This window comes from Prevotella sp. CAG:255, assembly GCF_000431195.1.
Lineage (GTDB): Bacteria > Bacteroidota > Bacteroidia > Bacteroidales > Bacteroidaceae > Prevotella > Prevotella rara.
This window is the reverse complement of sequence record NZ_HF986794.1, coordinates 1-15790: the sequence shown is the minus strand read 5'-3', so window position 1 is coordinate 15790 and position 15790 is coordinate 1. Positions and strand designations below refer to the sequence as shown.

General features: G+C 34.8%; 14 protein-coding genes. 7 read left to right on the top strand and 7 right to left on the bottom strand.

What is annotated here, in order from left to right:
* Positions 1 to 197: 197 nt before the first annotated feature.
* From QVO66_RS04425 to QVO66_RS04395, 7 genes are all read right to left on the bottom strand, one after another.
* Positions 198 to 911 (bottom strand): LytR/AlgR family response regulator transcription factor, encoded by a 714-nt coding sequence (locus QVO66_RS04425; protein WP_021854207.1) that lies wholly within the window; start codon positions 909 to 911, stop codon positions 198 to 200.
* Positions 883 to 1962, bottom strand: a complete 1080-nt coding sequence (locus tag QVO66_RS04420) for a sensor histidine kinase (RefSeq protein ID WP_021854206.1) — start codon at positions 1960 to 1962, stop codon at positions 883 to 885. The genes QVO66_RS04425 and QVO66_RS04420 overlap by 29 nt, the downstream gene beginning before the upstream one ends.
* A 42-nt stretch (positions 1963 to 2004) precedes the next feature.
* Positions 2005 to 3243, bottom strand: coding sequence for an ABC transporter permease (locus QVO66_RS04415; RefSeq protein WP_021854205.1), 1239 nt, complete (start codon positions 3241 to 3243; stop codon positions 2005 to 2007).
* 118 nt (positions 3244 to 3361) lie between these two features.
* Positions 3362 to 4129, bottom strand: a complete 768-nt coding sequence (locus tag QVO66_RS04410; protein WP_021854204.1) for an ABC transporter ATP-binding protein — start codon at positions 4127 to 4129, stop codon at positions 3362 to 3364.
* A gap of 11 nt (positions 4130 to 4140) precedes the next feature.
* Positions 4141 to 5328: an efflux RND transporter periplasmic adaptor subunit gene (locus tag QVO66_RS04405; RefSeq protein WP_021854203.1), complete on the bottom strand. Its 1188-nt coding sequence runs from the start codon at positions 5326 to 5328 to the stop codon at positions 4141 to 4143.
* Positions 5329 to 5337: 9 nt separating this feature from the next.
* On the bottom strand, positions 5338 to 6663 hold the full coding sequence (locus QVO66_RS04400; protein ID WP_021854202.1) for a TolC family protein: 1326 nt from the start codon (positions 6661 to 6663) through the stop codon (positions 5338 to 5340).
* Between the two features lie 141 nt (positions 6664 to 6804).
* Entirely contained in the window at positions 6805 to 7407 is a 603-nt protein-coding gene (locus QVO66_RS04395; RefSeq protein ID WP_021854201.1) for a riboflavin synthase, read from the bottom strand.
* A 621-nt stretch (positions 7408 to 8028) separates the two neighbouring features.
* On the opposite strand from QVO66_RS04395, the gene mltG reads away from it, so the two are divergent.
* The 7 genes from mltG to QVO66_RS04360 all read left to right on the top strand — a co-directional run.
* Entirely contained in the window at positions 8029 to 9054 is a 1026-nt protein-coding gene (mltG, locus tag QVO66_RS04390) for an endolytic transglycosylase MltG (protein WP_021854200.1), read from the top strand.
* Positions 9055 to 9314: 260 nt separating this feature from the next.
* Complete coding sequence (locus tag QVO66_RS04385) at positions 9315 to 11033, top strand: glutamine--tRNA ligase/YqeY domain fusion protein (RefSeq protein ID WP_288172589.1); 1719 nt, start codon at positions 9315 to 9317, stop codon at positions 11031 to 11033.
* A gap of 4 nt (positions 11034 to 11037) precedes the next feature.
* The gene (locus tag QVO66_RS04380; RefSeq protein WP_021854198.1) at positions 11038 to 12465 is read left to right on the top strand and encodes a tetratricopeptide repeat protein; all 1428 of its coding nucleotides are present in this window, start codon (positions 11038 to 11040) and stop codon (positions 12463 to 12465) included.
* Positions 12466 to 13058: 593 nt separating this feature from the next.
* The gene (locus tag QVO66_RS04375) at positions 13059 to 13475 is read left to right on the top strand and encodes an EamA family transporter (protein ID WP_021854197.1); all 417 of its coding nucleotides are present in this window, start codon (positions 13059 to 13061) and stop codon (positions 13473 to 13475) included.
* Positions 13472 to 14149: a response regulator transcription factor gene (locus QVO66_RS04370; protein WP_021854196.1), complete on the top strand. Its 678-nt coding sequence runs from the start codon at positions 13472 to 13474 to the stop codon at positions 14147 to 14149. Before QVO66_RS04375 ends, QVO66_RS04370 begins: the two co-directional genes overlap by 4 nt.
* The gene (locus QVO66_RS04365) at positions 14146 to 15207 is read left to right on the top strand and encodes a sensor histidine kinase (protein ID WP_021854195.1); all 1062 of its coding nucleotides are present in this window, start codon (positions 14146 to 14148) and stop codon (positions 15205 to 15207) included. Before QVO66_RS04370 ends, QVO66_RS04365 begins: the two co-directional genes overlap by 4 nt.
* A gap of 380 nt (positions 15208 to 15587) precedes the next feature.
* Positions 15588 to 15790 (top strand): hypothetical protein (locus QVO66_RS04360; protein ID WP_288172588.1); only part of this gene is annotated, 203 nt, incomplete at its 3' end.

Here is a 15790-nt window from a genome sequence, read left to right as displayed (position 1 = left end):
CAAGTAATATACTTGCCGCCTATCTTTATATTACATTCGTATTCAAAATAATATGAGCATGGGCATTATTCACATGAATAAATGAACTTATCATGTCATTCTGCTCTTCATTACCACAATTTCACCCACATAAGGATAAATACGTATATCATTTAAAATATAAATTACATAAATATCCCCAAGTAGCCTTCTGTCTATTATTGCAAAATATGGTTATCAATAAAACTTTGGAACTGATTTTTATAACTTTCTGAAACAGGAATAATCGTACTGCCAATAATGATGCGCCCACGATCAATCATCTCCACTTTTGTCATATTAACAATAAAAGACCGATGAACTCTCATAAAAGGCGGATGTGGAAGAAAATCCTCCAACTTCTTCATGTTCATAAGAGACAATACTGGTTTCTTGTTATCAACAAGATACACTTTAATATAGTCTTTTAGGCCTTCGATATAAAGGATATCATCAAATCTAACCTTTACTAGTTTATACTCACTTTTAATATACAAAAACTTGTCTTGCGACATTGTCTCCTGACGATTCATTGTCTTAAACCATTCAACAGCCTTATTGACAGCCATAACAAACTGCTCATAACTTATCGGTTTTAAAAGATAGTCTATAGCATTAACCTTGTAGCCATCAATAGCATAACGGTCAAAAGCCGTTGTAAAAATAATACGAGTTTCCTTCGGTATAATATTAGCAAACTCAAGCCCACTAAGTTCAGGCATCTGAATGTCTAGGAACAACAAATCAACAGGATTATTTCTTAACACTTTCATTGCAGAAACAGCACTATCATAAGTTCCTGTAAGTTTTAATTCAGGAGTCTTCTCTGCATAACTGGCAAGCAATCTCGCTGCTAATGGTTCATCATCTATTATCGCACAATTTAATATCATAAATAATAATTTTAGAGTAATATACTTTATTTAAATCATCTACACCTTTTATCCATTCATATTTATCTTTATATGCAAGGTCCAAACGTTTCGCAACTTGCTTAAGACCAATGCCATGCCCACTTTTATCTGAATTATTTTTAGGGAAATTGCTGTTTTTTATTTCAAACTCAATTTTTTCACCATCAGAAAACAGATTGATTGAAATAAAGCTAGTCATAGTAGGACTAATACCATGTTTAAAAGCATTCTCTACTAATGAGATTAATATTACCGGCGCAATGAATATATCATTAGAAGGCGGTATGGATATATTTAATTTTATATTAACGTTTTCACCTGTTCTAATACGCATTAAATCAACATAATGTGTAATAAAATCAGCCTCTTCTTTCAAGGTTATAGAATTTTTCTGTGTACCATAAAGCATCTGACGCAATAAAGCGCTCAAAGAAAGAACGGCCTTCTGTGCCTTTGACTGATCAAAAGAGATAAGTGCATATATATTATTTAATGTATTAAGCAGAAAATGTGGATTAATTTGGTTACGCAAATTTTTTAATTCGGCCTCTGTTTTTTGTATTTCCATTTCGCGTCTTGCGGCTTCGGCTTTTTGCCATTTCATCGCAAGACACAATAAGGTTCCCACTGCTGCAGAAAAAGCAAATGAACAACCATTGCGAATGGTCAATGATAAGAATACAGACATTTTTGTAAAGCGTTCATGTTGTGGTGGCGTCCAACCAGCCTCCATCTCACGTATATGTATATAATCCATCATAAATTGCATACATATCGCCAATATTGTAATAACAAAAGCGTTAATTACAATATAAACATTTTTTCGACGACTTGAAATTATGCAACGTGGAGCAAGCCAAAAATAATTAAGATAAAATATGACGCACATAAACGCAGGGAAACACAAGCGGATAAGATACATCACGGCATCATACTGTATGCGCTGTGGAACAAAGATAACCGAAGGCAAGGCAACGATAATCCAACAAAACAGATGAAAAATAATTAAGAATGCGTTCTTTTTGCTCATAGTTTCCAATCAATTCTAATTTCTTAATCAATTCATATTAGCCTACTCATACCTAATAGCTTCTATCGGATCAAGTTGAGCAGCCTTCTTGGCCGGATACCATCCAAAGAAAACTCCAGTTGCCGTACAGACAAAAAAGCTAAGGAATACACTCCAAGGCTGTATAAGCACTGGCCATTTGGCAAATATATTTACTCCAAAAGTAGCACCTATACCCATGAGTACCCCAATTAATCCACCAGTAACACTTAAAAGAATTGACTCTATGAGGAACTGGCTCAGGATGTCTACCCCTCTTGCTCCGACACTCATACGCAAACCGATTTCACGAGTACGTTCAGTAACACTGACATACATGATGTTCATTATTCCAATACCTCCTACGACAAGAGATATGCCTGCAATACATGCCAACAAGATTGTCATTAGGTCTGTCGTTGAGTTCATCATGGTAGCCAACTCTTCTTGAGAACGTATATTAAAATCATCCTCATCGCCTTCAAAATCATCTGTGGCATCCTTTAGTTTATGCTGAGAACGTAAAATCGATGTAATTTCTTCTGTAGCTTTATCTGTCAAGTCCTCAGTAAGAGCAGAACATGAAATACTCTGTACATAGGTTATAGCAAGTATACGTTTCATAACAGCCGAATAAGGCGCAAGCACCAAATCGTCCTGATCCATACCCATAGAATTGTATCCTTTACTTTTCAGGACACCTACAATACGAAAAGGAATCGTGTTAAAACGTATAACCTTCCCTACGGGATCAGATCCATCAGGAAAAAGATTATCAACAACAGTTTTTCCAACAACACAAACTTTTGCACTAGACTTTATATCTTCATCTGAAAACATCTCTCCGTCTTCAACGTCCAATTTTCGTATTGTCAAATAATCCTGGTTCACTCCATATATCGTTGATGGTGTATTGTTATTACCATTGATAAACTGGCCAGAACTATTTACCACAGGACTTATTGCACTAATATATTTGCATTGATCTTTTAGTGCTTCATAATCTGTCAATTTAAGCGTTTCCATTGAAGAAGCTTCTTGTCGCACACCTCCACGCATATCCTGCCCAGGCATAATCATTATCATATTTGACCCCATTTCGGATATTTGTTTTTGTATACTTTGCTTGCTGCCCTGTCCTATTGCCAACATGGTAATAACCGATGCCACACCAATTATTATACCAAGCATCGTAAGAAAAGAGCGCAGCTTGTTTGCTGCTATCGCACGTAATGCTATCTTAAATAAATTGGTTATACTCATTTGTTCTTTAATCTCTTTTTAAACCTCAGCTTTTAAATTTCCCAAAGGTACGATAAATCTACATTATATGAAAGTCCGAGCCCATATAAATACGAATTAATCTCACCATATAAATAAATCAATCATCTCGAGAAGGCGGCAGCTCTGCAAGAGCCTTAGCAGCAGAAAGAATATTATTATTAACTTCATCACTTCTTACAATACCATCACGAAGGACTATATTCCGACTCGAATAATTCGCAATATCAGGATTATGCGTTACAAAAATAATAGTTCTTCCTGCTGCATGCAATTTCTGGAATAGGACCAATATCTCGAAAGACGTGCGCGTGTCAAGATTTCCTGTAGCCTCATCTGCAAGTAAAACAGCTGGATTATTGACCAATGCACGCGCAATGGCGACACGTTGCATCTGACCTCCAGACATCTGATTTGACTTATGATAAAGACGATTGCCCAATCCGACAGCCTTCAGAGCTTCTATTGAACGCTCACGACGTTCTTTTGCACTAATACCAGGATTGTACATTAAAGGAAGCTCTACATTCTCTATACTGGTTGTCTTTGGCAAAAGATTATAATTTTGAAATACAAAGCCTATCTTGCGATTCCTCAATACAGCCCTTTCCGGCTTTTTCATTTTACGTACAGATATGCCGTCAAGATAATACTCACCACGACTAGGAGTATCGAGACATCCTAATTGATTAAGAAGAGTTGATTTACCAGAACCAGACTTACCCATTATGGTAACGAATTCTCCTTCATATATTTTAAAAGATACACCTCGCAGGGCATGTACAGTCTCATCACCAACATGAAAATCACGAAACACATTCTGAAGTTCAATGACTACCTTACGATTATCTGAATTAATATCTGACATTTCCTTATTAATTATTTTTTCTTGTTTTGACCAGGCCCTTTAGGAGCAAACGGACTAGACTCCTGCATTGAAGCCTCAGATGGCGGAACTGCATTGCCCCCATTGCCCATACCGACTTTTATCTCTGTTATTATTTTTGCACCTTTTTTGATACCACCAAGCAACTCTGTATTAATTCCATCACTGATTCCAACAGTTACAGGATGAGCCTCAAAAACATTATTACTAAATGTCCAAACTTTTTTACTTCCTTTACAATCTTTTATTACAGCATCTCCTATCAGTTCCTTTGTAGGAGTAAACCTTAATGCCTTATTCGGGACACTCAACACATTAGATTTCTCAAGTGTATAAATTGTAACATTGGCAGTAAGACCTGGTTTTAACTTTAAATCCTTATTAGGAGCACTAATTACCACCTCATAAGTAACGACATTATTAGTTGTCGTGGCCTCCTGCCTAACCTGAGTAACGGTACCTGAAAAAGTGTCATCCGGATAAGCATCAACTGTAAAAGAAACGCGTTCTCCTTCTTTAACATCACCAATATCAGCTTCATCAACATCTGCAATCACTCTCATGTCCGTAAGATCTCTTGCAATAGTGAACAATGTAGGAGTTTCAAAGCTAGCCGCAACAGTCTGCCCTTCTTCAACCTCTTTTGACAGTACGACTCCATCTATTGGTGATGTGATAGTAGCATATCCAAGATTAGTCTGAGCTTTCTGAACGCTCTCTTTTTGCTGTCTTACTGCATCTTGTGCCTGACGGTATGACAATAATGCATTCTCATAATCATCAGCGCTAATTAGACCTTTTTTATATAGCGCATTATAGCGTTTATAATTAGCCTGCTGGTAACGCAAGTTACTAGTTGCATCGCTCAAATTAGCCTTTGCAATATTTAACTCACTGATAAGATTTGTCTTATCCAGTTCAGCTATAACCTGTCCTTTTTTGACAACAGTATTATAATCGACATAGATTTTATCAACTATACCAGAGACCTGTGTACCAACGTCAACAGATGTCACAGGCTCTATCGTACCTGTCGCTGTAACACTATTAGAAATATTGCTCACACCAACTACAGCAGTGTCATATGAAATCTCATGCTTTCCTTTGCCGCAGAAAAACAAGCTGCAACAAACAACGATAATGACAACAACTGCCAAACTAATGATAATCTTTTTCTTCATTTTACCGGGTTATATTAAATTCATTTCTTCACCTTTATAGAAATTAAGTAGTTGCAAATAAAGAATGGTCATATATTTGCTCTCTAAACGACTCTGCTGAGCATTAAGTAATACTGTTTTTGCATTAGTAAGCTCAACAATATTTTTAAGACCTAAACGAAATTGTTCACTTAAAAGCCCATAACTTTCTTCTGCACTACTAACACTAACTTGTGCCGACCTAAAACGCTGTTGATTTGTCATCGCATTTATCCAAAATCCTTGAATTGTTAAAGCAAGATTACTTTGAGCATCTGCAACTTCAAGTTCTGATTGCTGAAGCCCCATCTTTGCCTTATTAATTGCTGTTTTAGTTGAACGATTGTCAAATATTGGTATACTTAAGGTGACGCCTAGCGAACCATTAAAATTGCTTTTCATTTGATTTGTCCAATTTTGCCCGATACCTGTTAGCGTGTTTGTCCCCACTCCTCCAGAAAGACTTATTGTGGGACTATAACCAGCTTTAGCAATCTCAATATCCAAATTACTGGCCTCAACACCTAATTTTGCATTTTGCATTTCCGGGCGAAGCGAAAGAGCATTATCTAAGACTTCTTTTGCAGAAGGTATAACTCCAAGAGCCTGTTCATCTGTTGAACCAGGCAAAGCTATGTCAAAAACATAATCATAGTTTAACCTAAGAAGGTTTTTCATCTGAAGCTTATAATCTTCTAATTCACCTTTAATATTTACAAGATTATACTCATCTGTAGCGACCTGCGCATCAAGTTGAGCCAAATCAGCTTTTGACAACGAGCCGACATCGTACATTTCCTTTCCCCTTGCCGCATTCTGTTTACTTATCTCAAGTATTTGAGCGTTTACATCAACAGCTTCGCTGACATATAAAATCTGAACATAAAGCTGGACGATCTGCTCCTGAATACTATTAACATTTTCTTCTAAGCTTAAATTGGCCTGCTGGCTTGTTATCTTCTGCAATTTTATATTGTTATGATTTTTATTTCCATTCCATACAGTCCAAGTTGCATTTAATCCATAATCGCCAGCATAGCTACCTTTATCCGTTTGAGATTTATCACCACTTAAAAAAGGTTGATAACCGGCCTGATGAGTAGTTGAAAACGACAATGACGGAAAAAGACTTGCGCTTGCCTCTTTAACATCTTCTTTTGTAGATGCAACAGAAAGGATACCGGTTTGTATCTTTATGTTGTTCTTAATCGCATAATCAATGCATTCCTTTAAAGTCCACTGTTTTACCTCGCCAGCGAACGCTATCGCAGGTGTCAAAAACAATGCACCGATCATAAAAAATTTTGTTATCTTCATATCCTTGCATTAAATAATCTGTATGCAAAAATAAGAAGAAAAAAAATACATAAAAAACAAAATGGATATATGTAACTACTTAGTAGAGACAATTATCCATTTTGTCGATTTTCGCCAAAAGTCTTAACAAAAGTTATTTAATTATGATAAAGAACTTAACCTGGCTATATACTTCCCAAGAATATCAAACTCGATATTGACCTTACTTCCTAATTTAATATCACAAAAATTTGTATGTTCAAATGTATAAGGAATTATCGCGACCTGAAATGTGTCCGCGGTCGGGTTACATACAGTAAGAGAAACACCATTTACCGTTACACTACCTTTATCTACTGTAAAATATCCACGACGAGCCATCTCTTTGTCAAACGGATATTTAAACGTAAAATAAGTACTGCCGTTGGCGTCTTCAATATTAATACATTCAGCCGTCATATCAACATGACCTTGCACAATATGCCCGTCAAGACGTCCATTCATTACCATTGAACGTTCAACATTAACTTTATCACCAACAGATAACAAGCCAAGATTTGAACGCTCCAATGTCTCCTTCATGGCTGTAACAGTATACTCATCATTATCAAGGTTCACAACAGTAAGACACACGCCATTATGTGAAACACTTTGGTCTATTTTCAATTCATTTGCAAAAGAACATCTGAATGTATAATTTACATTATCTTTATCTTTTTCAATTGCAGACACTATAGCCATATCTTCTATAATTCCAGAAAACATAATAATGATAACTTTTAAATTAAACAATATGGGCAGGATACAATCCTGCCCTTTATACTGAAAAAGACCGTACCAGTGATGTGATGAAACTCCGAGCAATATAAGGATTTGAGAGCTCTCCGCCTTTGTAATCCACCGGCTTTACAGCTATATCATAAGATATTGTGGCCCGCCATTAGCAAAAGAAGTCTTCTCGGTTTTCAGTTTTAATTTGATGAGTATCCCGATCGAACTAATACGGTCTGTATTTACATCTTTTGATGATGCAAAATTACATATTTATTCTCAATGCTGCAAATATTTCAATACGATTTTTATGAATTAGCATATAATACTTTTTCATTAGCAAAAAACTTTTAGTATTCCACAATACATAGCATTAACATTTATTTTAGACTGAATAGAATACGTCCTTAGTCACAAGCATTTCATTATAAATCATTTATCTTGCTTGAACTACTCCATTACATGCATTAATCACTCACCTTATGTACAGCCAAATAAAATGACCCGACAAAATAAAATTCAATATCACGAAACATTAAAAAATAAAATATAATTATATTCTATTCTAATTCAAAAATAAAATGTAATTTTGCGCCCGAATAAAAAACCACAGAAATGAAAAAGGCAACATCAAAAAAAATTCTAATTGTAACAGCTATTTGCGCTGTAATAGCATGTCTTCTTTGCTATTATTATTTATTTTCTTCAATGTCTACAAAAGAAAACAACACATATGTATATATAGATGATGACGATAATATTGACTCTGTATATGCAAAACTTGAGCCTATAGCAACAAGCAACTCTATGTCAGGCTTCAAAATATTGGTAAAATATAGTTCATATACAGAAAATATCAGAACCGGACGATATGAGATTGAAAAAGGAAATGGCGCATTTACAGTGTTCAGAAAACTAAAAAATGGCCTTCAATCATCAGTAAACCTTACAATACCAAGTGTAAGAACAGTTGATAAGCTTGCTGAAATCATCTCAAAGAAAATGATGATGGATAGTTTGTCAATACATAAAGCACTGACAGATTCTGCAACATGTGCAAAATACGGATATACAACACAAACAATATTGTGCATGTTTATCCCCAATACATATGAATTATATTGGAACATTTCCGTAGACAAATTTCTAGAAAAAATGAATAAAGAAAACAAAAAGTTCTGGAATTTTGAGCGGACTCAAAAGGCTAAAGCCATGAACTTGACAAAAGAAGAGGTAATAACAATGGCAAGTATTGTTGACGAAGAAACTGCAAACGACCAAGAAAAGCCTATGATTGCAGGAATGTATTACAATAGATTAAAAGCAGGGATGCCATTACAAGCAGACCCGACTATAAAATTTGCATTGCAGGACTTCAACATAAGGCGCATTTACAATAACATGTTGACCGTTAAAAGCCCATATAACACATATAAAAATATAGGTCTGCCTCCCGGCCCAATAAGGATTCCAACTGTTGCGGGCATCGATGCAGTGTTAAATCACGTTCATCACAATTATTTATATATGTGTGCAAAAGAAGATTTTAGCGGTACACATAACTTTGCTGAAACATATGACGAACATTTAAAGAATGCAGCAAAATACTCTGAAGCATTAAATAAAAGAGGAATTCAATAATCACAATATATGTCAAGTGCAGGACTATGATTTTAGAGGATCTAATAATAAGATCACTAAATCATAGTCCTGCATTGTTTAATGCATATAAATTAAGACAAAGATTAAATTAAACGGTAAACCCAGTAAATATTAGTTGCAATTTCTTAGTTTGTCTTTGATTACTAATAACATAAGCCACACAAAACAATAAAAACGACTACAATTTGTTTTGTTTTGTCTTAGGTTTACATTATCTTTGCACAATAATTCAGATTATTATGGTAATGAACGAAGAGATTAAGAATGAAGAGAAGAAAAGTCTTAGCTTTGTTGAACAACTAGTAGAAAGCGACTTGGCAGAAGGTAAAAACGGAGGAAGAATACAAACACGTTTTCCGCCTGAGCCAAACGGATACTTACACATAGGACACGCTAAGGCTATTTGCATGGATTTCGGTGTCGCTGAGAAATACAACGGCATCTGCAATCTACGCTTCGATGACACAAACCCAAGCAAAGAAGATACCGAGTATGTTGATTCTATTCTTAATGATATAAAGTGGCTGGGATTTCATTGGGAAAACGTTTATTATGCTTCTGACTACTTCCAACAGCTTTGGGATTTTGCCGTATGGATGATCAAAGAAGGAAAAGCATATATAGACGAACAGTCAAGTGAAATGATTGCCGAGCAGAAAGGGACACCAACACAGCCCGGCACACCATCGCCCTATAGAGACAGACCTATTGAAGAAAACCTTGAGCTCTTCAATAAGATGAACACTCCTGACGTGGAAGAAGGCTCTATGGTTCTACGAGCTAAACTTGATATGGCAAATCCGAATATGCATTTCCGTGACCCTATTATGTATCGTATAATACATACACCACATCATCGTACAGGGACAAAATGGCATGCATACCCGATGTATGACTTTGCACACGGCCAAAGTGATTTCTTCGAAGGAGTAACTCATTCAATATGCACACTCGAATTTGTCCCCCACCGTCCACTCTATGATAAGTTCATTGACGAACTGAAAGCATATAAAGGTGAAACAGAAGACATCAATGACAATCGTCCCAGACAGATTGAATTCAATCGTCTAAATCTTACATATACTGTAATGAGCAAACGTAAATTACATGCGCTTGTTGATGAGCATAAAGTAAACGGATGGGACGATCCTCGTATGCCGACTATTTGCGGTATGCGCAGAAGAGGGTATTCACCAGAAAGCATTAGAAACTTCATAAAGAGTATCGGATATACAAAGTTTGATGCTCTTAATGATATGGCACTTCTCGAAGCTGCTGTCCGTGACGACCTTAACAAAAGAGCTATAAGGGTTTCAGCTGTTGTCAATCCCGTGAAACTTGTTATCACAAACTATCCGGAGGGTCAAACCGAAGAAATGGAGGCAATCAACAATCCTGAAAACGAAGCTGATGGAAGCCATATGATTACTTTCAGCAGGAATCTATGGATTGAACGTGAAGACTTTATGGAAGATGCTCCTAAAAAGTTTTTCAGAATGACTCCAGGAAAAGAGGTACGCCTTAAAAATGCATATATAGTTAAATGTACAGGATGTACAAAAGACGAGAACGGTAACATTACAGAGATACAAGCCGAATATGACCCTATCAGCAAAAGCGGCATGGAGGGAGCAAACCGCAAAGTAAAAGGAACGCTCCATTGGGTAAGTGCAGACTATTGCCAAAAAGCAGAAGTAAGAATATACGACCGTCTGTTTAACGTGGAGAATCCTTCTGCTGACGAAAGGGATTTCAGAGAGCTTCTTAATCCAGACTCGCTCACAATTATCCCTGAGTGTTATGTTGAAAAATTCGCAGCAGAAAAGAAGCCGGGAGAATATCTGCAGTTCCAACGCATTGGATATTTCATGGCCGATTTAAGTTCTACCCCCGACCATCTTGTTTTCAACAAAACAGTCGGCCTAAAGGACACATGGTCTAAAATTAATAAAAATTGAATAGATGTCATATAATAACTCTGAAGATTATTTTGAGTCAAACGAATTCAAAGCCACTCTGAAAAAATTTGAAGAAGCTGAAAGGCGTGGACAGGAAATAATATTAGATTCCGAAGAATTTGTTGATATTGCTGAATATTACTATAATCATGGCAAAGTTAATGCAGCAATAGAGATAATCAACAGAGCTATAGACCTATATCCAGGAGCTGCCGCTCCGCTTTTATTTAAAGCGAGAATGGCACTTCTGGATTACAATGACATTAATAAAGCCAATTTATACGCAGACTTAATTAACGACAAGAATGATTTAGAATATTTCTACCTCAAGGCAGAAATAATGATTAATGAGGGGAAAATAGAAGAAGCCGACAACTACCTTGAAAATAAATACGAAGAAATTGATGATGACGAAAAAGACTATTTTGCCATTGACACAACAGCTCTATACATAGACTATAACATTATAGGAAAAGCAAATAAGTGGATAAAGAAATCAGAAGCAGTTGATACAGTCGAATATAAAGAGCAATATGCAAGGATTATGATGGAAAATGGCGATTATAAGAAAAGCCAAGAGCTATTTAATGAATTAATAGACAATAACCCCTACTCCACTCAATATTGGAACTCGCTTGCATCTTCACAATTTTTATGCAATAATATTGAGGAAGCCATACAAAGTTGTGAATTTGCCCTTGCAATTAACCCTGAAAATGCAACGGCGCTCCTAAACAAAGCAAACGGTCTGTATAATCTCGGGAATTATAAAGAAGCCTTGAAATATTATACAAGATATTGCGAACAATGCCCTAATGACGAAAATGGCGAAACTCTGATAGGATTCTGTAATATGTTGCTTGAGGATTATCTTAATGCCATTAAACATTTTCAAATTGCAGAAAGATTATCTGCAGAGAATTCTCCAATGCTAACAGACATTTATAAAGACTGGGCATTTGCTTTATGCCGTCTTGGAAGAATTGACGAGAGTATGACAGTCCTTGACAAAGCACAAAATATAGGATGCGACCAAAATGAATTGTTGGTTTACAGAGGCAGCCTGCTTATCGGGAGCGGACGTTTTTATGAGTCTAAAAAATATTTTCTTAAAGCAATCAAAGACTCTGACTACTCTCCAAATATTGTAATGAAGACCGCAATCGTTATTTACGAAAGCGGAAATATTAACGTAGCATACAAGATGTTTCAAATGCTATACAAGAAATATCCTAATTGGACTAAGGGATACGCATATTATGCAGCCATTTGTTACTCTCTAAATAAAGAAGACGAATTTCTGAAAAATCTTAAAAAGGCAGTAATATTTTCACCTGAAGAAAGTAAAATTGTATTAGGAAAATTATTTCCAGAAGATATGGAAACAAATTATTATTACCAATATATGCTCAACAAACTTGGTAAATCATGATAATGCTGCATCAACTAAAGATTTATTAAATACTAATTATCTGAAGACTAGGGAGAAAAGTATCCTACTAAAATTTCTATATTTAATCAATCAAATTTCATCTTTATATTTTCATATTAATTAAACAAAGAAGGATAATAACCTCATTTATCATGAAGCAGACAGAGGCGTTTTCCTTGACCTGACATCAAAGCATAAACATATAAATTGCGAAACATAAAAGACGAATTAATTTCCCTTATAAAAATTGAAACATTTAGCATTATTCTCATTATACTTTAGTACGAATTCGCCACAAAGAACGAACCATCAATAGAAGAAAGCACAAAATAGTTTCAATTTGAAAACCTATTATTTACGTATAAGAACTCAGTAACTTTTGAACAAAAAGTGGCTGAGTTTTCATGCATAAACCATAGGATTATCTCATTGAAACAAATGCATACATAAAATTTAAGTTGAATAATTTAATCTGCGACAATGAAAAATGCTCAAAAGAAGAAAGATATTATTTTTCTATAAAAAATTTCATTATATTTGTTTTTAACATATAAATGATGTATTTTTACGTCACAATATGAATATAATGTATTATGTGGAAATATTACGCATTATTGTCCGCCCTATTTGCCTCATTAACAGCTATATTTGCCAAAATAGGCATTAAAGATGTAAATTCAGACTTAGCTACAGCCATAAGAACATCAATAATAGTATTATTGACATGGGGCATTGTTCTATTTTGTGGAGTTGAAGATAAGATTAAGGATATCAGTTTACACTCATGGCTATTTCTTATTCTATCAGGTATAGCCACAGGATGTTCTTGGTTGTTTTATTTTAAAGCTTTACAAAATGGTGATGTTTCACGCGTTGCCCCAATAGACAAACTTAGTGTTCCACTAACTATATTTATGTCATTTATAATATTAAAAGAACCTATCAGCTTTAGAACCATTGCGGGCGGAATATTAATCACAGGCGGAAGCATACTCTTATTGTTAAAATGAAGATACTTATAATTGAAGACGAAAGAGAACTTTCAGACAACATTGTTACATTCTTAAGTTCTGAAAATTATTTGTGTGAACAGGCATTCACCTTTGCAGATGCAAAAATGAAAGTGCATTTATATGAATATGAATGCATTGTTCTTGACATAATGCTGCCAGATGGGAACGGCCTTGAACTATTAAAAGAAATCAGAGACAGACATAGCCAAGTAGGAGTAATCATTGTGTCAGCAAAAGACTCTATTAATGATAAAATAACAGGCCTGGAAGTAGGTGCTGATGACTATCTGGCAAAACCGTTTAGTCTGCCGGAACTTAAAATGCGAATATACGCCATCATCAGACGAAAAAAATTTTATACCAGCAACATTCTGTGCAGCAACGGCATAAAAATTGATCTGCTAAAAAAGACCGTAACAATAAACTCTGAAACAATAACCCTCACAAGAACAGAATACGAACTGCTGTTATTTTTAATAAGCAATAAGAATAAGGTTATATCAAAACTTTCTATGGCTGAACATTTAACAGGAGAAATGGCCGACATGCTAGACAATCATAATTTTGTATATACGCATATCAAAAATCTGAAGGCAAAACTTACAAGACAAGGATGTTCAGAGTGTATTAAAAATATTTACGGTACAGGATACAAATGGATAGAAGAATGAGAAGAAGTAATCTTATAGACAAAGCCATGCTACAGTTCACCATTTGCGTAACTATTCTCATGCTATTGGCAACGCCATTATTTTATTGGCTCACAAAACACTATTATGCAGAAGACCTCATACTGGTTATTGATACAATAAAACACGGAAAAGACATTCCCCCACTCGATGTTGAACGAGACATCATGCATGGAATCATGATACAATTCGGACTGATAATATGCATCATCGGAATATCTGTAATATTAATAATGAAAAATATTTCTGTAAAGCTTTGGACACCTTTTTATTATACACTAAGCCAAATAAGCAGATTTAAACTTGAGGACAAAAAGGTGCCACAGTTTCCGGAAAACAAGGTAAATGAATTTACTAAATTAAATGAGGCTGTAACAATCCTTATGAGAAACAGCCTGATAAGTTATAATATACAAAAAGAATTTACAGAAAATGCATCACATGAGATGCAAACACCTTTAGCTATATTCCAAAGCAAACTCGATAATTTGTTACAAGACGAGCATCTCACTAAAAAGCAAGCAGATACTATACAAGACCTTTATAATCTTACCGTACGCCTGACACGCCTCAACAAAAATCTATTATTGCTTGCAAGAATAGATAACAATCAATATAGTGAAATGTCTGAAGTTGATATAATAAATATCTTAAATCGTATGTTGCCCTTGTTACATTCTATATCTGATGGGATAACTATTATAAGAGATTTTAAACTTCCGTCTATGATAATTAAATGTAATAGCACTCTTTTAGAAAGCATGATCAACAATTTAATTGTAAATGCTTTAAGACACAACCAAATTAATGGTGAAATAATAATAACAGTTGAGCAAGACAGAATGATTATCTCAAATACATCAAATGGAATGGCACTTGATGAAAACTTATTGTTTAACCGCTTTTATAGACCGATACGCGATAATAAGGGCAGCGGTCTTGGGTTATCCATCGTAAAAGCGATATGCAAATTTCACAACTGGAAAATTGAATACAAACACGTTAACAACAAGAATCATTTTATCATAGCATTTAAATAATATATAAAGATATCCTTACCATAATTGGCCATCATCATAAATATTCACTTTACGAATTAATCATAACCACCTATAAATCGATACATTACAACGGCAAGACATCTCATCCAAATAACATATCCATAATGAGAATAATGCCAAGCAGTATTATTGCATAATAAGTATGATTAATAAATTAATCTATACAGAAAGGCCAACACAAATACATTCGCCCGTAAATATTATTTATAATAAATTTGTCTTATAAAACTTTTCTGTTCTTATAGTTTAGCATTATCATTTGTACCAATAACACCACATAAAATGCTATATTTAACACTATTGTCCTAAAATCTACAAAATGTCTTCAAAATTTCCACTTATTTTTGTGCAAAAAACAGATGAAAAGAACTATTATCATATCTACAATTTCAGCAATAATAATCGTTTTTTGTATTATTCCAGGGTATTTATATCCTATTTTTGAAATATTGGATGCTATAGACAAACAATTAACAATTGCTTTAAATTTTAATGGAGGCTCAATTGTAGATGCTATTCTATATGCCATGTCATCAAGAATAACCTCAATTCCGCAACCCTA

What these genes read in the sequence shown, in the direction of transcription:
- QVO66_RS04425 (WP_021854207.1), bottom strand. Translation starts at nt 911, where the DNA reads ATGATATTAAATTGTGCGATAATAGATGATGAACCATTAGCAGCGAGA.
- QVO66_RS04420 (WP_021854206.1), bottom strand. Translation starts at nt 1,962, where the DNA reads ATGAGCAAAAAGAACGCATTCTTAATTATTTTTCATCTGTTTTGTTGG.
- QVO66_RS04415 (WP_021854205.1), bottom strand. Translation starts at nt 3,243, where the DNA reads ATGAGTATAACCAATTTATTTAAGATAGCATTACGTGCGATAGCAGCA.
- QVO66_RS04410 (WP_021854204.1), bottom strand. Translation starts at nt 4,129, where the DNA reads ATGTCAGATATTAATTCAGATAATCGTAAGGTAGTCATTGAACTTCAG.
- QVO66_RS04405 (WP_021854203.1), bottom strand. Translation starts at nt 5,328, where the DNA reads ATGAAGAAAAAGATTATCATTAGTTTGGCAGTTGTTGTCATTATCGTT.
- QVO66_RS04400 (WP_021854202.1), bottom strand. Translation starts at nt 6,663, where the DNA reads ATGAAGATAACAAAATTTTTTATGATCGGTGCATTGTTTTTGACACCT.
- QVO66_RS04395 (WP_021854201.1), bottom strand. Translation starts at nt 7,407, where the DNA reads ATGTTTTCTGGAATTATAGAAGATATGGCTATAGTGTCTGCAATTGAA.
- mltG (WP_021854200.1), top strand. Translation starts at nt 8,029, where the DNA reads ATGAAAAAGGCAACATCAAAAAAAATTCTAATTGTAACAGCTATTTGC.
- QVO66_RS04385 (WP_288172589.1), top strand. Translation starts at nt 9,315, where the DNA reads ATGGTAATGAACGAAGAGATTAAGAATGAAGAGAAGAAAAGTCTTAGC.
- QVO66_RS04380 (WP_021854198.1), top strand. Translation starts at nt 11,038, where the DNA reads ATGTCATATAATAACTCTGAAGATTATTTTGAGTCAAACGAATTCAAA.
- QVO66_RS04375 (WP_021854197.1), top strand. Translation starts at nt 13,059, where the DNA reads ATGTGGAAATATTACGCATTATTGTCCGCCCTATTTGCCTCATTAACA.
- QVO66_RS04370 (WP_021854196.1), top strand. Translation starts at nt 13,472, where the DNA reads ATGAAGATACTTATAATTGAAGACGAAAGAGAACTTTCAGACAACATT.
- QVO66_RS04365 (WP_021854195.1), top strand. Translation starts at nt 14,146, where the DNA reads ATGAGAAGAAGTAATCTTATAGACAAAGCCATGCTACAGTTCACCATT.